Source organism: Jiangella gansuensis DSM 44835, from assembly GCF_000515395.1.
In the GTDB taxonomy this organism is placed as follows: Bacteria; Actinomycetota; Actinomycetes; order Jiangellales; family Jiangellaceae; genus Jiangella; species Jiangella gansuensis.
The window spans coordinates 870110-889987 of sequence record NZ_KI911782.1; the positions used below are offsets into that span (position 1 = coordinate 870110).

A 19878-nucleotide genomic window follows, 5' to 3' on the forward strand; every position below is an offset into this window, starting at 1 on the left:
GTCAGTTCCTTCCGGTGTCGTCGAGCACGCCCGCCACGGCGGTGACCACGAGGGCGAGGGAGTGGGCGCCGGGGTCGGGGGTGCCCAGGCTCTTCTGCGCGTGCGGCCGGGCGCGGCCCACCCGCGGCAGCAGGTCCGCGGTGGCGGCGGCCGCTCTGGTGGCGGCGGCCGCAGCGTCGGTCCATGCCGCCGGGAGCGACGCCCCGGCCTCGACGGCCCTGGTCAGCTCGGTGCTGAACGGGACGAGCGCATCGACGAGCGTCTTGTCGCCGACCGCCGCCTTGCCGTAGGCGGCGACATCCCGGGACGCGGAGGCGACGCCCGCGGCGACGTCGACGGCGGACGGCTTCCCCGTGTCGCCGAGCCGGTCGGCGACGGCGGCGAGCATGACGCCCCACAGCGCGCCCGAGGTGCCGCCGGCACGTTCGGCCCACGCGTCGGCGGCGCGTCGCAGCGTTGTCCGGGCGCCCGCTTCAGCCTGGATCGCCTCGGTGGCCGCGGCGACGGCGGCCTGGGCGCCGCGCCGCATCCCGATGCCGTGGTCGCCGTCCCCGGCGACCTGATCGAGCCGGCCCAGGTGCTCCGCGTGTGCGTCCATCGTCTCGGCGATGGTGCGCAGCGCCGTGTGAACGATGGCGGCGACGGCGCGGGCGTCCTCGTCCGACGGCGGAACCGCGCCCGGGCCGTCGCCGGTGGCCTGGCCGGCGCCGGGTGAGGTCGTCTCCTGCCGGGCGGCCGGGGCGACGGTGCCGCGCCGGTAGGCGGGCGTGTCGACGGGGGCGTACCACAGCCGCTCCAGCTCGTCGTCGAGCCAGAACAGCGTCAGCGAGGTGCCGGCCATGTCGAAGCTGGTGCAGTACTCACCCACGTGCGGGTCGACGACCTGGAGCTGTGCCTCGGTGAGCAGGTGGGCGATGCGCCGGTAGACGACGAACATCTCCTCGTACTTCAGTGACCCGAGTCCGTTCAGGATCGGCACCACCCGCGCACCGGCAGCCGCCGGCACACCGTCCGGGAGTTCGTCGAGCAGGCGGGCGACCAGCATCTCGGCCAGGCCGTCCGCGGTGGGCACCTCGGTCTCCTCGATGCCGGGCTCACCGTGGATGCCCAGCCCCACCGCCATCCGCCCCTCCGGGACGGTGAACAACGGCCGGCCGGCGCCCGGCAGGGTGCAGCCGCTGAAGGCGACACCGAACGAGCGGGTTCGCTCGTTCGCCCGCCGCGCGACCTCGACCACGCCGGCGAGGTCGTACCCGGCCTCCGCGGCGGCCGCCGCCGTGCGGAACACGGTGAGGTCACCGGCGATGCCGCGACGCTTGTGCTTCTCGGCCGGTGGCGCACTGAAGATGTCGTCGGTGACCACGACCGTCTCGCAGGCGATGTCGTCGGCACGCAGCTTCTCCTGTGCGGCGTCGAAGTTGAGCACGTCGCCGGCGTAGTTGCCGTAGCTGAGCAGAACTCCGCCGCCGCGGTGCGCCGCCGCGGCCACCGAGTACACCTGAGCGGCCGCGGGGGAGGCGAACAGGTTGCCCATCGCCGCCCCGTGCGCGAGGCCCTGACCCACCAGGCCGGCGAAGGCGGGATAGTGCCCCGATCCGCCGCCGACGACCACCGCGACCTGGCCGTCCGGGCTCGTGGTGCTCCGTACGACGCCACCGGGCACGCGCCGCACGTATCGCTCGTGTGCCGCGACGAACCCCGCCGTCATCTCGTCGGCGAAGTCGGCCGGGTCGTTCCACAGCCTGGTCATCAAGCCTCCTCCGACGGGTGGGTGCGTGGGAGTCCATACTGGCAAACCGGTTGACCGGTTTCAAGGTGACTGGGCGGCCAGATATGTTGGTGCGGTGCCCGCGTTCCGCACCGACCCGTCGTCCGAGATCACGGCCGCGCTCGGCACGCTCCCTGCCGCCACGCCCGTGTCGGAGGTCGCCCGGCGGCTGCTCGACCTGTTCACCAGCGGCGCGGTCGCTCCGGGCACGCGGCTACCCCCGGAACGGCAGCTGGCGGCCGCGCTGGGCGTCGGGCGCTCCGCGATCCGCGAGGCGCTCGCCGCGCTGGAGATCCTCGGCATCGTCGACGTCCGGCCAGGCTCGGGCACCTACCTGCGCGGCGCGGTCAGCGACCTGCTGCCGCAGACGCTGCGCTGGGGCCTGCTCGTCGGCGAGCGCAACACCGCCGAGCTGCTCGAACTGCGTTCCGGGCTCGAGATCTACGTCGTGCGGCTGGCCGCGCGGCGGGCCGTTGCATCGCAGCTCGACGTCATCGGCGGCCATCTCGAGCGCATGCGTGCCTCCACCGGCGAGCTCCCCGAGTTCGCCCGCGCCGACCGCGACTTCCACCAGGCCCTCGCCGACGCCGCTGCCAACGCCACGCTGATCGACCTGCTGCACGTCGTGCGGTCCCTGCTCCAGGTCTACGCCGACCGCGCGGTGCACGACCACGAGCAGGCGGTGGTCGCGCTGCACGAACACGAAGCCGTCTTCCGCGCCCTCCGCGACGGCGACGAGGACGCCGCCGCCTCGGCCATGGCCGTCCACATGGCCACCGCCTCGGCCCGCCTGGTCGCCGAAGCCGACTCCCCCTGACCGCAGCGATGAGTTCTCCCGGTGCCACTGGTCTACCCGGACAGCGAGCACGGTCAGGCAGCAGGACACCGAGGAGACGACATGAGCACCGTGATCATGCACAACGTGGTGTCGGTCGACGGCTTCATCGCCGACAACCACGACGAGGTCGGGCCGCTGTTCGAGTGGTACTTCAACGGTGAGGTCCCGCTCGATTCGGCCGGCAGGATGACGATCTCGCGCACGTCGGCCGAATACGTCAAGCCGGTGTGGGCGAACATCGGCTCGATGGTGATCGGGCGGCGCCTGTTCGACATCACGAACGGCTGGGAAGGGTCGCCGCCTGCGGGGGAGCACGTGGTCGTGGTGTCGCATCGGCCGAAGCCCGCCGGCTGGCATCCGGAAGCGCGCTACCACTTCGTCGACGACGTGGCGCGGGCGGTCGGGCTGGCCAAGGAGCTGGCCGGGGAGGATCGCACCGTCGCCGTGGCGGCGGGCGACGCCGGCGGGCAGGCGTTCGGTCTCGGCCTGGTCGACGAGGTGGCGATGGACGTGGTGCCCGTGGTGTTCGGCTCGGGCAAGCGGTACTTCGGGCCGGTCGACGCCCAGCACCTGCTGGAGGATCCGCACACGGTGATCCAGGGCGACCGTGTGCTGCACCTGGCGTACCGAGTCCGTCGTCCGGCGTCGTGACCGCTCGTTGCTTTCGCCTTGGTAGGCGATATCACCGCTGAGGTCGGACATTTCAGTCAGCCCAGTGTGGATCGCGTGCCAAGGCCGCAAGGCAGATGCCGGACGCGTCACCCCACGAGGTAGAGCAGAACGGGCCCGCCGATGAGGAGACAGATGATGGTTCCGTGCAGGACCTTGTGCTCGGCGAAAAGCGCGACGAACTCCCGCAGGAACGCGTTCGGTACGTAGTAGCGGGCGGTCGTGGCACCGGCGACCTGGGCCGGGAGGCGCAGCCGCCGGGACTGGATGGCGGCGCGTAGCGCGTGGTAGCTGCTGGTGACGACGAGCAGCCGGCCGTCGGCGGCACGTTCGGCGAGCAACTCCCGGCTCAACGTCAGGTTCTCCCGGGTGGAGGTGGAGCGGTCCTCCTCGATCAGGACATCGCGTGGGACACCGTGCTCCTGCAGGTACGCGGCCATGGCGTGGGCTTCGGAGACCGGCTCATCGGGTCCCTGCCCGCCGGAGGCGACGACGAACGGCGTGTAGCCGGCGGCGCGCTCTCGGTGGTAGAGCTGGATGGCCTTGTCCAGACGGCTGGCCAGCAGCGGCGGCACGGTGCCGCGCGCCACGCTCGCGCCGAGCACCACGATCGCGCTGTGCCCGGGCCGGGGCGTGAAGCGAGAGTAGACGACGGCGTAGAGGGTGACGAGGGTGAACACGAACCCGATGTAGCCGGCCACTGCCAGCAGGGCGAACAGGAGCGGGAAGAGGATCGTGGCGTCCTGCTGGCGGTAGGCGATCAGGTACCCGACGGGGACGATCACGACGACGGCGACGATCGCGGTTCCGGCCAGCAGGGACATGGCGTTGGACAGTCGCAGCCGTTCGCGGCGCAGCACGGTGATGCCGTTGGCGATGAGCAGGACCGCCAGGCCGATGACGAGCAGCGGCGAAATGGCCACCAGGATCACCATCAGCACCTGGGCGAAGTCGCCCAGCAATCCGACCAGCAGGAAGCCCGCTCCGAACACCAGGAGGAGCACGTTGCTCAGCCGGCGGGGTTCCCGCTGGAAGCGGTAGGCGAAGGCGGCGAGCAGGGCTCCGCCGACGGCGAGCGACGTCATGCGCGCACAGTAACCATGCGCCCGGGCGGCTCGCTGGGGGTTTCGGGCGACCCGCTGACGACGAACGGTCGTTCCCGAGGAATTCGTCGGCGGTAGGGTCACCGTTCCCGACGTCCTCCAGAGTGATCGAGAAGTCGTTCCTGGAGCCCGCCAGCTCGCCGTCGAGGTGTGTGTCCGGCTGGCCGGCGCCGCCTGTCCGGGAGCTCGGTTCGTTCGGACTGGACGACTTCACCGAGCTGACGACGATCATCGCGGAACTCTGACACACCCGCACACCGGTCCGAGGGGAACGACGCCCATGCCCAGCAGCACCGTCCAGCTCCTGCGCGGGCGCACCGTCGAGCAGAAGCGGGCCGTCGCCGCCGCCGTCACCGATGCCGCCGTCGAGGCACTGGGGGCACGCCCCGGCGGTGCCTGGCGGGCGCTTCGCGGTCAGGGCACCCGGTACCCGGCGGCGCGGAACAGTTCGTACCACTCCGGCCGGGTCAACGGGAGGTCGGAGCCCCGCGTGGCGCCCGCCACGCGTTCCGGTGTGGTGGTGCCCAGCACGACCTGCATGCGGGCGGGGTGACGGGTGATCCAGGCCACGGCGATCGCGATCGGCGGCACGTCGTACTTCGCGGCCAGCCGGTCGATGACGGCGTTGAGCTCGGGGTAGCGGGGCGAACCGAGGAAGACGCCGTTGAAGAAGCCCGCCTGGAACGGCGACCACGCCTGCACGGTGATGTCCTGCAGGCGGCAGTAGTCGAGGACGCCGCCGCCGTCGAGCGTGACCGACTGGTCCTCGCCGTGCATGTTCGCTGCCACGCCCTGCGCCACGATGGGCGCATGGGTGATCGACAATTGCAGCTGGTTGGCCACGATCGGCTGCCGCACCGAACGCTTCAGCAGCTCGATCTGCCGCGGCGTGTGGTTCGACACGCCGAACGCCCGCACCTTGCCCGACGACTCCAGCTCGTCGAAGGCGCGGGCCACCTCGTCCGGCTCGACCAGCGCGTCCGGGCGGTGCAGCAGCAACACGTCGACGTAGTCGGTGTCGAGGGCGCGCAGCGAACCCTCGACGGACTCGATCAGATGCTCGTACGAGAAGTCGAAGTACGGGCCCTCACGCACGATGCCCGCCTTGGTCTGGATGGTGAACTCCGCGCGCTGCGACGGCGTCAGCTTCATCGCCTCGGCGAAACGGCGCTCGCACGCGTGCAGCTCGCCGCCGTACACGTCGGCGTGGTCGACGAAGTCCACGCCCGCGTCACGCGCCGTGCGCACCAGCTCAAGCACGGCGTCGTCGTCCAGCTCGCCGATGCGCATCAGGCCGAGCACGACGTTCGGCACCTGACGGCCGGTGGCACCCAAGGGGACAGTCTTCATGCGGATTCTCCTCGTCGAAGGGTCAGGGTGCGGCGGGGGCACCGAGCAGGAACGACACCTACTTGTCAGGGTGCGTCGCGCAGCTCGGCGAGGATCTTGTCGACGCGGCGCTGGCGGGTCTCCTCCGCCTTGGCGCCGTCGATCGCCAGCGCGTGGGCGCGCTGCTTGCTGTAGGAGAGCCTGGACCAGGCCTCAGCCGCCTTCGGGTCGGACGCGAACGCCCTGGCGAGGGCCTCGGGAGTCTCGACCGTGCGCGGCGCGTCGTCGACTTCGAGGGTGACCTCGACCTCGTCGCCGGCTCCACGGCCGGTCGCCGCGCGGGTCTCGGCGTTGAACGAGATCAGGTACTGCCCACCCATGGACGCGATGGTGTTCCGGTAGGTGTAGGCGCCATCGATCGTGACGGTGACCGGCACCCGCTTCCCGCGTCCGAACGACAGCACGACCTCCTCCGGCACGACGATCCCGACGTTGTTGCCGCCGCTGGCCCAGAGCGTGGTGTGAAAAGTGACCATGCCGCACACGGTACGCAGGTTTTCCGTCACATCCGTTCTGGCGCCGCGATGCCGAGGAGACCGAGGCCGTGTTCGAGCGTGCGAGCCGTGAGCCGGCACAGCGCCAGCCGGTTGCCACGGACGGGTTCGCCGGCGCTGAGTACGTGGCAGGCCTCATAGAAGACCGTGAAGTCGCGGGCAAGGTCGTAGAGGTACCCGCAGAGGCGGTGCGGCTCGAGGGTGTCGGCCACCTCGGCAAGGGTGGTGCCGTAGGCGTCGAGCTCCAGGGCGAGGGCGCGCTCGGCCGGCTCGAGCGGGATGCTCGGGTCGACGGTGTCCCCGGCGTCGCCGGCCTTGCGGAGGATGGACCGGATGCGCGTGTGTGCGTACTGCAGGTAGACGCCGGTGTCGCCGGTGAACGACACCATGCGATCCACGTCGAAGGCGTAGTCCTTGACCCTGGACGTGGACAGGTCCGCGTACTTGACGGCGCCGATTCCGGCGTCCTCGGCGATCCGGTCGAGCTCCGCCGCGTCCCGGCCGGGATCGCGCTCCGCGACCACCGCACGAGCCCGCGCCACCGCGTCGTCCAGGAGATCCATCAGCCGCACGGTGCCGCCGGCGCGGGTCTTGAAGGGACGACCGTCCGGGCCGAGGACGGTGCCGTAGGCGACGTGTTCGGCATCGACGGCGTCGGCGAGCCATCCGGCGCGGCGCGCTGCCTCGAAGATCAACCGGAAGTGCAGGGCCTGGCGGGAGTCGGTGACGTACAGCAGCCGTTGCGCCTCGAGATCGCGGATGCGGTAGCGGATCGTGGCCAGGTCGGTGGTGTCGTAGCCGTAGCCGCCGTCACGCTTGCGCACCATGAGCGGAACCGGGTCGCCGTCGGGTCCGGTGACCTCCTCGGAGAAGATGACCAGGGCGCCGTCGCTCTCCACGGCGATGCCGGCGGCGACGAGCTCGTCGATGGTGCCGGCCAGCATCGGGTCGTAGAACGATTCGCCGACGGAGTCCTCCGGCGTGATCAGCACGCCGAGCCGGTCGTAGATGTCGCGGAAGGAGGTCTCGGACTCGGCGACGATCTCCTTCCACCGGGCGATGGTGGCGGGGTCGCCGGACTGGAGTGCGACCACCCGCGACCGGGAACGGTCGGCGAAGGCCGGATCGGCGTCGAACTCCTTGCGCGCGGCCTTGTACAGCTCGTCCAGGGCGGAAACGGCAGAGGTGTTGCCGGTGAGCTCGTCGTGGTGCCAGGTCGCCTCCGGATGCTCGTCCAGGTACTGGATCAGCATGCCGAACTGGGTGCCCCAGTCGCCGAGATGGTTCTGCCGGATCACGTCGGCGCCGAGGAAGTCGAGGACGCGGGCGAGGCTGTCGCCGATGATGGTGGTGCGGAGGTGGCCGACGTGCATCTCTTTGGCGATGTTGGGCGCGGAGTAGTCGACGACCGTCCGCACGCCGTCCTGTGGCGCCGTGACACCGAGCCGAGGGCTGGCCAGCCGTGCGGACACCTGCTCCCAGACCGCATGGTCGGGCACCTTGATGTTGAGGAAGCCCGGACCGGACAGCTCCACAGAACCGACCCGGTCGCCGCCGAGGGTGGTGCGCAGCTGGGCCGCGAGGTCGGCAGGCTTCGTGCCCGCGCGCTTGGCGAGAGCGAGCGCGGCGTTGGACTGGAAGTCGGCATGCTCGGATCGGCGCACCACGGGGTCGGCGCCTGCCAGGTCAGGGCGGGCGCGGTCGATGGCCGCGGACACGGCAGTAGCGACGTGGCCCAGCAGCGGCGGCACCTCGTGGTCACTCACGGACGTAAGTCCACCATGATCATCAACGGTTTGGTGTGCTATCACGCACCAAACCGTTGATGATCATGCCAGTGCTCGCCGCCGAGCCGGGTCTCAGGCCGCACCGCCGTTGACGAAGATCGTCTGGCCGTTGACCCAGCGGGCTGGCCCGGCCAGGAACGCCACCGCCTCGGCGATGTCCTCCGGCGTGCCCAGGCGCTGGAACGGGTTGTTGTCCGCGATTCGGTCGATCAGCTCTTGGCTCTTTCCTTCGAAGAACAGCGGCGTGGCGGTGGGGCCGGGGGCGACCGCGTTGACGGTGATGTCGCGGCCACGCAGCTCGCGCGCGAGGATCAAGGTGATCGCCTCGACCGCACCCTTGGACGCGGCGTAGGCGCCGTAGGCGGGTGCCTGGAGCCGGGTGATCGAGGTGGAGAAGTTGATGATCGCACCGCCGGCGCGCATCCGCTGGGCGGCGAGTTTGTCGACGACGAAGGTGCCGCGGACGTTCACGCGCTGGATGCGGTCGAAGTCCTCCAGGTCGAGTTGCGCGATCGGCGACAGCGGCATGATGCCGGCGGTGTGCACGAGCACGTCGATACCGCCCAACTCGCGTTCGGCGGTATCGAACAGGGCTGTCGCCGCGGTCTCGTCGGCGATGTCGCCGCCAGCGGCGACGGCCCGCCCGCCGGTCTCCGTAATCGCTTTCACCGTCTCTTCGGCGGGGGCCTTGTTGCTGTTGAAGTGCACCACCACGGCGATGCCCTCGCGCGCGAGGCGCAATGCGCTGGCCCGGCCGATGCCGCCCGAACCCCCGGTGACGATCGCGACCCGATCGGTGGTGTTGCTGGTCATGAGCGCGCCTCCGTAACTATGTGGACAGCAAGTACATTACGACCCGCATGGCTAAATGTACAAGCGGTCCAGATATGGTGGTGCCGGGAGAGGAGGTACCGATGTCCGAGCAACCCACGACCGTCCGGCGGGGACGCGGCCGCAGGCCCGCTGCCGAGGTGCGGGCAGGAGTGCTGGCTGCGGCGGCCCGGGTCCTGCTGCGGGACGGGTTGTCCGCGGTGACGTTCGACCGGGTGGCCAAGGAGGCAGGGTCGAGCAAGATGACCCTGTACAAGTGGTGGCCCTCGCCGGGCGCTCTTGCCGCGGAGGCCTACTTCGCCCAGAGCGCGCCGGTGCTGGCGTTCCCCGAGACCGGCGATGTGCGGGCCGACCTGATCTCGCAGCTGACCTCGTTCGTTCGGTGGCTGACTCGCGACGGCGCGGCCACGCCGGTGTCCGAGTTGGTCGGCGCCGCGCAGATGGACCCTCAAGTGGCGCACGCGTGGGCGGAACGGTACGCACGTCCGCGCCGCGAGCTCGCGTGCGAACGGCTGCGTACGGCCCAGCGGCAGGGGCAATTGCGCGGAGACGCCGATCTCGAAGTGATCGCCGACCAGCTCTGGGGCGCCTGCTACCACCGGCTGCTCGTGCTCAAGGTGCCCTTCGACGAGTCTCTCGTTCCACGCCTGGTCGACCAGGCGCTCTACGGGGCGGCCCGAGTCGAGCGGTGACTCGCCGTCACTCGATGATCCAGAAATGTCGTCGTCGGTCAGCTGCGCCGCTCACGGAAACTACCGCACGAACCGGCCCTGACCTGCGCTTCCGAACCACCGAGCATGCGCCTATGGGCAGCTGAGGCGCGGCGCGTTGCGGTCACCTCCCGACGCCCGACGCTCGCCGAGCGTTCACCGTCCCGACAACCTGCCTCCACGCAGCGCCCCTAGGTTGATTTGGCTCATCATGTCCCTTTAGTCAGAGAGACGACCCTTGCGCAGATCGCTCACGGGGAGCCTCGGCGCCGTGCTCGCCGCGGCCGTGGCCGGCTCCACACTCCTTGCCGGCCCGGCATTCGCCGCCACCCAGCCGACTCCGACGCCGATTCCCACGCCTTCGCCGACCGCGACGCCCGAACCCAGGGAACCGCTCCCCGACGGCCTTCCGCTCCTGGTCACCGAGATCGCGCCCGACAACGGCGGCTACGACCACTTCGAGTTCGTCGAGATCACCAACACCAGCGAGACCGATATCGACCTGCTGGCCGCCGGCGTGGGAATCCAGTACACCTACGTGGACACCGCCGACGGCGACGACCGCAACCGGCCGCTCGTCATCACCGAGGAGTCGGCGACCGTCGCCGCCGGCGACAGCGCTCTGTTCTGGCTGCAGTACACCTCCAGCACCGTCGACAGCTTCGCGCACACCGACGACGAGTTCCGCGCCGCCGTCGGCGCGGCGGCTGACGTCCCGGTCTTTCACCTCACCGGCCAGGCCGGGATGGCCAACGGCGGCAACCGGGGCATCCGGCTCACCGATGCCGGCGGTGCCACGCTGACCTGGTCCTACTACCCGGCCCGGACGTCGACTGCCGACGCCTCCACCCACTTCGGCGTCCCCAGCGACGACGGCGGCCCGCGCGCCCGGGTCCACGCCGACGTGGCGCCGTTCACCGCCGGTACCGTCGAGCCGGCTCAACTCGAGGCGCCCGACTCCGGTGAGCCCACGCCCACGCCGACTCCCACCGACCCGCAGGTGCCCGAGCCGGAACCGGTCCCGCCGGCCGACCCGGCGCTGGACGCGCCGATTCTGCAGGTCACCGAGGTCGCGCCGGACACGTCCAACACCGGCGGCGCGGACGCGTACGAGTTCATCGAGGTCTACAACGGCTCCGACGCTCCGGTCGCCTTCGCCGACTTCACGATCAACTACCTCTACATCAACGCCGACCACGACGTCACCAACAGCACGCTGTGGCCCGCCCAGCCGGCCGACCCGGTGATCCAGCCCGGCCGCACGCTGGTGCTGTGGATCAAGAACGCGCAGAACCAGGCGCTGACCGCCGCCGACTTCAACGCCCACTTCGGCAGCCGCCTCACCGCCGGCGTCGACCTGGTCGAGATCCACACCGGCGGGATGGCCAACGGCGGCCTGCGCGGCATCCAGGTCGAGACCAACACCGGCCACAAGGTCAACCGCGCCGACTACATGAACAACGAGCAGACGGTGCCGGACGAGCCGATCCAGTACCGCTGGGAGGCCGGCACCGAGCAGACCCTCGTCGGGACCGGCGTCGCCACCCCCGGCTACGCCGCGCCCGATCAGGTGCCCGCCGGCCTCGTCGTCACGCCGGCCGACGACACCGCGCCGGTCGTCACCGACCTGACCGGCAGCACCGACGCGCCGGACACCGACGGCCTCGCCCTCGACTTCGAGGTGACCGACGACCGCCAGGTGCGCACCGTCGAGCTGACCATCGACTCCGACGTCGACGAGCCGTCCACGCGGCTGCTCCGGTTCGACGCGCCCAACCGTTACGGCTACGTCATCCCCGCCGTCGACCTGTTCGGCAAGGCGTGGGTGGAATACACCGTCCGTGCCACTGACGGCAGCAACGAGACGGACCTCGGTCCGGTGCGCCGGGTGCTGCAAGAAGGCGACCCGGATCCGGTCCGCCTCGACCTGACCGAAGGCCAGTACGTCGCCGAGACCACCCGGATCACCGCCACCACCGAGGGCGACCCGGCCGGCCTGGCGGTCGACATCGACGGCACCGCCGTGACCGACACCGTGCCGTCGCTGGAGACCTCGCCCATCTTCGCCTTCGAGGCGACGAACACCGACGCGTTCTTCCGCAACGGCGTCCGCCTCGGCGACGAGGTCCTGCACATCTTCGACGAGGGCTTCTACAGCCGCATCGAGACGGTGGCCACCGAGCTGCCGGTCGACGCCGTCATCAAGGGCGAGCAGCTCACCGTCGGCATCTACGCCGGAACAAAGGCCTGGCCACAGCCGGACCCGAACGAGAACAACGACGACTTCGCCGCGTTCAACGTCCGGCTGGCCCTGCCCGACGGCCGCATCCTGCGCCCGAGCGTCTGCCGGACCGCCGCCGAGGGGACCGAGGAGGCCGAGGTCGCCTGCCCCGATCCGAGCGACAGGATCGGCTTCAGCGACGCCAACCTGGTCTACTTCCTGGCCACGTTCGACCTTCCCGACGACGCGTTCACGTCGATCGCTCACTTGTGGGACACGACCGCGGCGGCCGATGGCGAGCACCAGGTCCGGGCCACCGCGGGCACCGAGAGCGCGACCCGGACGGTCACCGTCGACAACACCGCGCCGAGCATCGAGCTGACCGGCCTGAGCGACGGCGAGCTGGTCCGCGGCGAGGTCACCGTGGACGCCTCGGCCACCGACACGGGCGCCGGCGTGAGCGACAGCGGGCTATCGGCCACGCTCGACGGCGAGCCCGTGACACTGCCCTATTCGCTCTCGGCCCTCGAGCTCACCCCGGGGGCGCACGAGCTGGTCGTCACCGCCGACGACGCGGTCGGCAACACCGCCACCCGGGCCGTCGCCTTCACCACAGCCGACGAACAGCCGGAGGTCCTGCTCGGCGGGCCGGAGGACGGCGCCGAGGTGCCGGCCGGCGACGTCGAACTGTCCGCCACGGTCGACTCCGCTGAGGACGACCCGCTCACGGTCCGCTTCCGCGAGGGGCAGACCTTCGTCCCGGCCGACGAGGAAGTCGTCGTCGCCGCCGGGGAGACCGGGACCGCCATCAGCACCGACCGCAGCGACGCCGTCGTGCTCGACGACGCGCAGCTCACCGCGATCAGCAACACCGACGGGGTGACCCACGAGGTCTCCTCGGACACCGCCTTCCCCTACCAGCTGTTCACCGTCGCGGTTCCCGACGACGCCGGGGAGGACGCCCGGGTCCGCGTCGCCTGGGACGGAACAGCCAACAGCAGCGCCAAAGTGCTGATGTACGTCAAGGACACCGCCGACGGCACCTGGGAGGAGGTGGACCGGCACGTCGCGACGGAAGGCGGCTCGTTCACGCTCGACGCCCTCGTCCCCGCGGCCGGCCACACGTCGTCCACCGACGGCGGTGCGGGCGAGTTGACGGTGCTCGTCCAGCACTCGGAGGGCTTCGCCGGCGAGGTGCTCTCGACGCGCGACTCGGACGTCACGCCGTACCACCCGGACGCGACACCGCGCTCGGCGTACGACTTCACCGTCGCGTGGGAGTCGGACACGCAGTACTACAACGAGACCGACAACTTCTACCCGCACCAGCTGGCGATCCACGAGTTCCTGCTGGACCAGCGCGACGAGCTCAACCTGCAGTACCTCATGCACACCGGCGACGTGGTCAACGTCTCCACCGAGGAGCACCAGTGGGTGAAGGCCGACGCGGCGTACCAGCTGCTCGACGATGCCGGCCTCCCGTACGGGGTCCTCGCCGGCAACCACGACGTCGGCGGCCACGACAACGACTACACGCACTTCTCACGGTGGTTCGGCGCGTCCCGCTACCAGGACAACCCCTGGTGGGGCGGCGACTACCTGGACAACCGCGGTCACTACGACCTCATCACCGCGGGCGGCATCGACCTGCTGTTCCTCTCGATGGGGTGGGCGCCGGGCGACGACGAGATCGCCTGGATGAACGAGGTGATCGCTAAGTACCCGGAGCGCAAGGTCGTCGTCGAACTGCACGAGTTCATGCTCACCACCGGCGGGCTCGGCCCGATCCCGCAACGGATCATGGACGAGGTCGTCGCGCCCAACCCGAACGTGTTCGCCGTCGTGTCGGGCCACTACCACGATGCCTACACCCGCGTCGACGACTTCGACGACGACGGCGACGGCACCGCGGACCGGCAGGTCTACTCGATGCTGTTCGACTACCAGGGCCTGCCCGAGGGAGGCCAGGGGTACCTGCGGCTGCTGCACTTCGACAACGACGGCGAGAAGATCCTCGTCCGGACCTACTCGCCGTCGCTGGACGACTTCGACTCCGACGACGCCGCCCTCAACAACCCGGCGGGCATGCAGGAGTTCGAGATCCCCTACGCCGCGGCCGGGATCGCACCGGCGACCAAGACACTGGCCACCGATTCGTTCCGCGCCGACGTCCTGACCGACCGCGACATCGCCGTGCTGACCGAGGTGCCGTCCGGCTCCACCGCCACCGCGACCTGGCCGGGCCTCGAGGCCGGCGAGCACGGCTGGTACGTCGACGTCACCGGCCCGTACGGCGGCGAGCGCATCTCCGAGGTCCGCACCGTCGTCGTGATGGACGACGAGACGCCCGTCCCACAGATCCACGGCAAGGTCGAGGTGGGCTCGACCGTCGTGGCCATGCCAGGGCGATGGGAACCCGGCACCAGGCTCTCCATCCAATGGATGGTGAACGGCGAACCGATCGAGGGCGCCACTAGGCGCACGTTCAGGATCACCGACGACCTCCTCGGCCAGCAGCTCGCCGTGAGGGTCACCGGTTCACGTGACGGCGAGGACGTGGTGGCGACCTCGGACCCCGTCGTCGTCGAGCCAGGTAGAGCGAGACCGCGGAGATAGCCCGTAACCGCACCGGCGGCGCCTTCACCTTTCGAAGGTGAGGGCGCCGCCGCCGTCGCGGGTGGTACCAGGCCGAATCGCCTGCTAGCATGCATGCATGAGTCAGATCACGTGGCGTGCACCCGACGAGCTGGTCGAGCGGGTACGGCGTACCGCTACGCGCGAAGGACGCAGCCTCAACGAGTACCTCACCCGGCTTGCGCGGGCGGCCACGGATCCGGAGTTCGCCGGAAGCGACGTGGAGCGGCTGCGCGAACGGCTCAGTCAGGCTGGCCTGATTGCTCCGGCAGGCGCCATTCGGCGGCGGCCGGACCCGGAGGAGGCTCGCCGTGCCCGGCGCGAAGCCGGCCACGGAACATCGCTCTCGGATCTCGTCGCTCGGGAACGCGGGTGAGTATGACGGCCTTCGCCGACTCGTCGGCGCTGGTCAAGCTCTACGCCGATGAGTCCGGCGCCGATGCCGTGCGACGGCTTGAGCTGATCGTGGTGTCGGAGCTGGCGCGCGTCGAAGTGCCGGCCGCCGTGTGGAAGAAGCACCGGCTGGGCGAGATCTCCGCTCACCACGCCGCGATTCTTGTCGCGGAGTTCGAAGCCGACTATTTCGGAACCGACGATGAACCGGCACGATTCGTCGTCATCACCGCCACTCCTCAGGTTCTCGACGAAGCTGCTCGCTTGACCGCCAGGCATGGACTGCGTGCCTATGACGCGGTCCAGCTCGCATGTGCCGGAGCGACGCGTGATGCCGCCGCGGAGCGCATCGCGTTCGCCGCCTTCGACAAGGCGCTGCTCGAAGCCGCGGCGGCCGAAGGGCACGATCTTCTCCCCGGCGACACCTCCGCCTAGGGTCGGCGGGCCTCGACGAGGTGGCGGGTCGAGTGGGCGACGAACGGGCCCTCGGCCTGGATGAGGTCGTGCAGATCGCGGAGACGGTCTCGGTACTTCTCGACGGAGAATCCCGGAACCCACCAGATCACCTTGCGCAGCAGGTAGACCACAGCGGCGACGTCATGGATCTCCATGCGCAGCTTCGCCGTCCGGAGGTCGACGATCTCGAGGCCTGCCGCCTCGGCCGCAGCCGCCTCGTCATCGGGATGCCGCCCTCGGCGTGCTTCGGGCTGCGGGCCGAGGAAGAACTCAATCAGTTCGAACACGCTCGCCGGGCCGACGTGCTGGGCGAAGTACGTGCCACCAGGGCGTAGCACGCGGGCGATCTCGTCCCACCAGATCGTCGCCGGGTGCCTGCTGGTGACCAGGTCGAATGCTTCGTTCCCGAACGGCAGTGGCGGTTCGTCCGGGTCAGCGATCACGACCACCCCGCGCGGATGGAGCAGCCGGGTCGCGTGGGCCACGTTCGGCGGCCACGATTCCGTCGCCACCGCCGTCGGCGGGAACGTCGCCGCTTCGGCCAGCACCTCCCCGCCACCGGTTTGAATGTCCAGCGACGCGGAGGCTGTGCCCAGCCGGGTAGCGAGCTGGCGGGCGTAGCCCCACGGCGGGCGTTCCTCGGTCGCCCGGCCCTCCAGCCAGGAGAAGTCCCACCCGGACACGTCCGCGGAAGACCCTGCCTCGATCAGCTCGTCGAACCCGCCGGTCATCCTCAGCTTCTCCCATGGCCCCGTCGTCGTGGGTCACCACGATAGTAGATCCGGGACAGGCGCCGACGGCGGCGGGTTGGTGCGCGAAAAGGGCTGCCGGCAGCTCGTGGAGAGTTGCCGGCAGCCCTCGTCGGGGGCCTCTCAGCCCTGATTCGCCGTTGCTGTGCGTGCCACGTCGACGATCAGTCGCGTGTCACGGTGAGCTCGAGGCTGCTGGTGATGCCACCCGTGGTCACCGAGATCGTCGTAGTGCCTGCCCGGACGGCGGTGACCTCACCCGTCACCGGGTCGATCGTGGCGACCTGCTCGTCCGAACTCGCCCAGACGTGCGACATCGGGTCGGCCACCGGCATCGTGGGTGGATTGCTGATGTCGCTACCGCCGGTGTTCACCGCCGTGGCGGTGAACTGCTTCGTCTCGCCGGCCACGAGAGTGTCGCTGCGTGGCGAGGCTGCATCGTCACCTGCGCTGCCCTGATCGATGGTCACCGACTGGAGCATCGGCTCGACGGTGTACTGAACCGTCCCGTCCTCGTTGACGTGGAAGAGCGCGAAGTGGAAGAAGCCACCTTGGTCGGGGGCCACGTACGGCTGGGTACCGATGTCGGCGATCGTGAACTGGGGGATGCCCGTCGTCGCATCGGCTGGGTTGCCCTGCGGATCGGTGAGCTGGTTGGCGAACCCGCGCGAATGGCCGTACATCACGACCACGTGCTTCTCCGGATGCGCCAGGCGGTAGTTCTGGATGATCTGGAGGAACTGCTCGGCCTCCCAGCGGCTCGTGAACTGGTTCGTCTTGCTCGGCGCGTGGTCGTAGGCCGGCCAGTGCAGGCCGACGAACACGACCGGCGTGTCCGCCTCGTCCAACTGTTCCACGAGCCATGGGTACTGCGGCTCGGCCGGCACCTGGAAGGGGTCCGAGTTCACGATCGAGCCGCTGGAGTTGTCCAGGCCGATGAACGTCGCATCTCCCTGCTCGAACGAGAAGTGCGTGTCCTGGCCGAAGACGTCGAAGAAGTTCCCGTTCTGCGGGTACGCGCCCTGACTGATCTCGTGATTGCCGACGACGTCGTACAAGGGCACGTCGAACTGTTCCCAGACGGCCTTCGCGAACGCGAGGTCCTCCGGCAGACCGGTGTCGGAGATGTCGCCGAGACTCACCGCCACCTCGGGGCGGGCCTCGTCCGGCAGCGGCGCGACCGTCTGGCCGGACGCGGTCTGGTAGGCCTCGCCCTGCGTCCGCCTGACCATGTCGCGGACGTTGATCGCGCTCGCCGAGGTCGGGTTCGACGCCACGAGGTGGCCGTCGTCACCGAGGACGAACGTCTGACCGCCGGGCTTGAACTCGGAGGCGTCCTGCACGTATTCCAGCCAGGACGGGTTGTTCGGGTTGATCGGCTCGTACGGCGTCTCCTGGGTCGGAGTGCCGACGTCGTAGCTCACGTCCATCCCGGCGAAGGTGAACGTGCCCTGGTCGGCGCCGGTCGCGAACTGGCCGACCAGGCTGATGTCCTGGATCGTGAGCGGGTAGGACGTGAACACACCGCGGTTGATGCTCTTGCTCATCGTGTTCCAGCGGTTGTAGTCGTCCGGCGACAGCGCGGTCCACAGGCCGAGGAGGTTCCCTTCCGCGTCCGAGACGTTGAGGACGATCCACGACTGCTGGGGAGTAGGACTGTCGATCTTGAACGTGAAGTACGCGTCCTGCGGCTTCTGCCCGAGTTCGTTCAAGTGGACCTGGACGCCCGCGCCGTTGTTGGGGCCGAGCCGCACCCGGTGCTGGTTGAGATCGTTCGGGAACGTGTATTCGACCTGCAACGACCGCTCCTGGTCGGACCCCGGCGGTACGTCGGTGGTCTCGGCGAGGCGGTCGGCGGGCACCGTGGTGGCACCGCCCTCGGCCCGCAACTGCCAGTCGGCGGCACTGTCGGCGGTGATGAGCGGCTCGATCACGGACCCGACGCTCAGTGTCGCTGTCGCTGTGCGCCCGCCGGCGGACGCGCTGACGGTGACCTCGCCGTTGCCGGAAGCGGCCGCGGTGAATACGCCGGTGGCCGGGTCGATCGTGCCCAGATCGCTGCGATCGAGCTGCCAGTCCACCGAGTCCGGCTCAACGGTGGCCGCCGGACCCGTGCGGCTCGTGCCCCGCACGGTGAACTGCTGCGTACCGCCGTTGGGCAGTCCCTGCTGGGCCGGCGAGATGCTCAACTCGTCGAACACCGCCGACACCCTCACCTGCAGCGGCTCGACGACGCGGCCCGACCGGACGATCAAGACACCCGAACCGGACGAGCCGCCGGTGAACCTGCCGTTCTCCCAGGTGCCCAGCCTGCTGGGCTGGACCGTCACCTGGACGTCGTCGGAGCTGGGATTGCCCGCGGAATCGGTCGCGAAGGCGTCGACCTGCGAGACGACGCCGGTGGCTGTGGACAGCGACTCGCCGCCGTTGACCGAAATGCTCGTCGCGGGCCCGGGCTCGGTCGCCGTCGAATAGACGAACAGACCGTTCGCGACGGGTCGTTCGGCCAGGTCCGAGGGCGTGTTCACCACGGAGGCCTCGGTGTCGCCCGGCCGCCGGACCACCATGTCGGTCGACCCGCCGCCGTCGAGCAGGACCGCATCGGTCACCCCGAGCGAGCGCATGTACGAGGCCACCTGCTCCCACCCGACGCCCAACGCGACGTCGGCCGTCTTCTGACCGTCGAACGCCGCCATGACGAGCTCGCCGTCGGCGGTGCTGCCGACCACCGACTCCGGGTGCAGGCCGCTGGGCATCTGGTTGATCGGGTCGTCGAACACCGCGCCGTCCTTGAGGATGCGACCCGGGCCCTGGATCAGCTGCGCGATGTCGTTGTTCGGGCTGATCTGCTGTGTCGTGGTCAGGACCGTCCCGACTTCGACGTTCTCCTGGATCCACCGGCCGCCCGCGCTGCCGGCGTCGCCGCCGATGAGGCCGTAGTGCTCACCCGAGATCGAGTCGCCGACGGTCACGTCGGTGATGGTGATCGTCGCGCCGTCGTCGTCGGACGTACCCAGCGCCATCACGCGCGTCCCGCCGAACCAGGTGCTCGACACGTCGCCGAGTCGCGGCGTGACCGCCGTGATGCCGTCTCCGCTGGCGTCGTCCAGCCGGTTCACCGACGTGAGCGCGCGACTCGGCCCGCCCTCCACGGCGACCGTGCCGCTGAACTCCTGCTTCCCGTACACCACCGAGCCGTCACGGAGCACCGACACCGTGCCTTCGTGATTCGCCGTCGGGCTCTTCCAGATCTCCCCGTCGACGATCTCGCCGTGATCCGCCTGTCCGGAGGCGTTGAAATCGAAGTAACCGCCGTTGATCCCGGCGACGGCTCCCGTCCGGTTCGCCATCGACGACACCGTCTCGTTCTCCGGATCGACCACGGAATCGTTGGACACGACCGCGCCGAGACGGACGTTGTCGTCCCGGGTATCCGCGGTCACGACGTGGATCGGCACGTTGCCGTCGATCGACGCGATCGACTCGGTCTCGTACGTCACCCCGTTCGTCACCGGCTCCGGCGCGGTCGTGGTGCGCTGGGTGATAATCGACCACGAGTCGAGCTGCTGGGGATACCACGACTCACCCGGCGCGGCCTGTGCGCCCGGCGCCGCCTGGGCGCTCGGGGTCGGCGGCGTCGACAGGCCTGCGAGGACGAGGGCAAGCGTGGCGACGATGACCGCCGCCATCCCACGACGGCGAACGACACGGGCGCGTTCGTTGTGAGGTGATATGCGCGAAATGGGCATAACTGCCAGCCAACCCGCGCGCGCTGAACGCTGAATCCTCCCGGGGGCGAGCAGCGGCCATCGAGTTGATGAACGTCGGGCGCTTCG

15 protein-coding genes and 1 pseudogene are annotated in these 19878 nt (G+C 70.0%); 8 read left to right on the plus strand and 8 right to left on the minus strand.

Annotated elements, in window-relative coordinates:
- Position 1: 1 nt before the first annotated feature.
- A complete protein-coding gene (locus tag JIAGA_RS0104425) occupies positions 2-1750 on the minus strand; it encodes a dihydroxyacetone kinase family protein (RefSeq protein ID WP_026874729.1) in 1749 nt (582 codons plus the stop codon).
- A gap of 94 nt (positions 1751-1844) precedes the next feature.
- On the opposite strand from JIAGA_RS0104425, the gene JIAGA_RS0104430 reads away from it, so the two are divergent.
- Both JIAGA_RS0104430 and JIAGA_RS0104435 read left to right on the plus strand, forming a co-directional pair.
- The gene (locus JIAGA_RS0104430; RefSeq protein WP_026874730.1) at positions 1845-2585 is read left to right on the plus strand and encodes a FadR/GntR family transcriptional regulator; all 741 of its coding nucleotides are present in this window, start codon (positions 1845-1847) and stop codon (positions 2583-2585) included.
- 81 nt (positions 2586-2666) lie between these two features.
- Positions 2667-3257: a dihydrofolate reductase family protein gene (locus tag JIAGA_RS0104435; RefSeq protein ID WP_026874731.1), complete on the plus strand. Its 591-nt coding sequence runs from the start codon at positions 2667-2669 to the stop codon at positions 3255-3257.
- A gap of 107 nt (positions 3258-3364) precedes the next feature.
- On the opposite strand, the gene JIAGA_RS0104440 is transcribed toward JIAGA_RS0104435, so the two are convergent.
- Complete coding sequence (locus JIAGA_RS0104440; RefSeq protein WP_026874732.1) at positions 3365-4360, minus strand: YdcF family protein; 996 nt, start codon at positions 4358-4360, stop codon at positions 3365-3367.
- A gap of 122 nt (positions 4361-4482) precedes the next feature.
- On the opposite strand from JIAGA_RS0104440, the gene JIAGA_RS34290 reads away from it, so the two are divergent.
- Positions 4483-4623 (plus strand): hypothetical protein, encoded by a 141-nt coding sequence (locus tag JIAGA_RS34290; RefSeq protein ID WP_157552681.1) that lies wholly within the window; start codon positions 4483-4485, stop codon positions 4621-4623.
- Positions 4624-4658: 35 nt separating this feature from the next.
- A pseudogene (locus JIAGA_RS36070) lies at positions 4659-4748 on the plus strand (tautomerase family protein); the annotation flags it as partial.
- 44 nt (positions 4749-4792) lie between these two features.
- Here the strand turns inward: JIAGA_RS36070 and JIAGA_RS0104450 are convergent.
- From JIAGA_RS0104450 to JIAGA_RS0104465, 4 genes are all read right to left on the minus strand, one after another.
- A complete protein-coding gene (locus JIAGA_RS0104450) occupies positions 4793-5728 on the minus strand; it encodes an aldo/keto reductase (protein ID WP_026874733.1) in 936 nt (311 codons plus the stop codon).
- Between the two features lie 65 nt (positions 5729-5793).
- Positions 5794-6243, minus strand: a complete 450-nt coding sequence (locus JIAGA_RS0104455) for a YdeI/OmpD-associated family protein (protein WP_026874734.1) — start codon at positions 6241-6243, stop codon at positions 5794-5796.
- A 26-nt stretch (positions 6244-6269) separates the two neighbouring features.
- Positions 6270-8027: an arginine--tRNA ligase gene (argS, locus tag JIAGA_RS0104460; RefSeq protein WP_051425714.1), complete on the minus strand. Its 1758-nt coding sequence runs from the start codon at positions 8025-8027 to the stop codon at positions 6270-6272.
- A gap of 93 nt (positions 8028-8120) precedes the next feature.
- Entirely contained in the window at positions 8121-8861 is a 741-nt protein-coding gene (locus JIAGA_RS0104465) for an SDR family oxidoreductase (RefSeq protein ID WP_026874736.1), read from the minus strand.
- A 101-nt stretch (positions 8862-8962) separates the two neighbouring features.
- Here JIAGA_RS0104465 and JIAGA_RS27530 point away from each other — a divergent pair, with 101 nt between their 5' ends.
- From JIAGA_RS27530 to JIAGA_RS0104485, 4 genes are all read left to right on the plus strand, one after another.
- Positions 8963-9571, plus strand: a complete 609-nt coding sequence (locus JIAGA_RS27530) for a TetR/AcrR family transcriptional regulator (protein WP_035813409.1) — start codon at positions 8963-8965, stop codon at positions 9569-9571.
- Between the two features lie 256 nt (positions 9572-9827).
- Positions 9828-14426: a lamin tail domain-containing protein gene (locus tag JIAGA_RS0104475; protein ID WP_026874737.1), complete on the plus strand. Its 4599-nt coding sequence runs from the start codon at positions 9828-9830 to the stop codon at positions 14424-14426.
- 97 nt (positions 14427-14523) lie between these two features.
- The gene (locus JIAGA_RS0104480; RefSeq protein ID WP_026874738.1) at positions 14524-14820 is read left to right on the plus strand and encodes a transcriptional regulator; all 297 of its coding nucleotides are present in this window, start codon (positions 14524-14526) and stop codon (positions 14818-14820) included.
- Between the two features lie 2 nt (positions 14821-14822).
- Positions 14823-15272 (plus strand): type II toxin-antitoxin system VapC family toxin, encoded by a 450-nt coding sequence (locus JIAGA_RS0104485; protein ID WP_026874739.1) that lies wholly within the window; start codon positions 14823-14825, stop codon positions 15270-15272.
- Here the strand turns inward: JIAGA_RS0104485 and JIAGA_RS0104490 are convergent.
- Both JIAGA_RS0104490 and JIAGA_RS32765 read right to left on the minus strand, forming a co-directional pair.
- Positions 15269-16024, minus strand: coding sequence for a class I SAM-dependent methyltransferase (locus JIAGA_RS0104490; protein ID WP_026874740.1), 756 nt, complete (start codon positions 16022-16024; stop codon positions 15269-15271). The genes JIAGA_RS0104485 and JIAGA_RS0104490 overlap by 4 nt on opposite strands.
- A gap of 182 nt (positions 16025-16206) precedes the next feature.
- Positions 16207-19731 carry a phosphodiester glycosidase family protein gene (locus tag JIAGA_RS32765; protein WP_051425716.1) on the minus strand — a complete coding sequence of 1175 codons (3525 nt, stop codon included), beginning with the start codon at positions 19729-19731 and terminating at the stop codon, positions 16207-16209.
- Positions 19732-19878: the final 147 nt, after the last annotated feature.

What these genes read in the sequence shown, in the direction of transcription:
- JIAGA_RS0104425 (WP_026874729.1), bottom strand. Translation starts at nt 1,750, where the DNA reads ATGACCAGGCTGTGGAACGACCCGGCCGACTTCGCCGACGAGATGACG.
- JIAGA_RS0104435 (WP_026874731.1), top strand. Translation starts at nt 2,667, where the DNA reads ATGAGCACCGTGATCATGCACAACGTGGTGTCGGTCGACGGCTTCATC.
- JIAGA_RS0104440 (WP_026874732.1), bottom strand. Translation starts at nt 4,360, where the DNA reads ATGACGTCGCTCGCCGTCGGCGGAGCCCTGCTCGCCGCCTTCGCCTAC.
- JIAGA_RS0104450 (WP_026874733.1), bottom strand. Translation starts at nt 5,728, where the DNA reads ATGAAGACTGTCCCCTTGGGTGCCACCGGCCGTCAGGTGCCGAACGTC.
- JIAGA_RS0104455 (WP_026874734.1), bottom strand. Translation starts at nt 6,243, where the DNA reads ATGGTCACTTTTCACACCACGCTCTGGGCCAGCGGCGGCAACAACGTC.
- JIAGA_RS0104465 (WP_026874736.1), bottom strand. Translation starts at nt 8,861, where the DNA reads ATGACCAGCAACACCACCGATCGGGTCGCGATCGTCACCGGGGGTTCG.
- JIAGA_RS27530 (WP_035813409.1), top strand. Translation starts at nt 8,963, where the DNA reads ATGTCCGAGCAACCCACGACCGTCCGGCGGGGACGCGGCCGCAGGCCC.
- JIAGA_RS0104480 (WP_026874738.1), top strand. Translation starts at nt 14,524, where the DNA reads ATGAGTCAGATCACGTGGCGTGCACCCGACGAGCTGGTCGAGCGGGTA.
- JIAGA_RS0104485 (WP_026874739.1), top strand. Translation starts at nt 14,823, where the DNA reads ATGACGGCCTTCGCCGACTCGTCGGCGCTGGTCAAGCTCTACGCCGAT.
- JIAGA_RS0104490 (WP_026874740.1), bottom strand. Translation starts at nt 16,024, where the DNA reads ATGACCGGCGGGTTCGACGAGCTGATCGAGGCAGGGTCTTCCGCGGAC.
- JIAGA_RS32765 (WP_051425716.1), bottom strand. Translation starts at nt 19,731, where the DNA reads ATGGCGGCGGTCATCGTCGCCACGCTTGCCCTCGTCCTCGCAGGCCTG.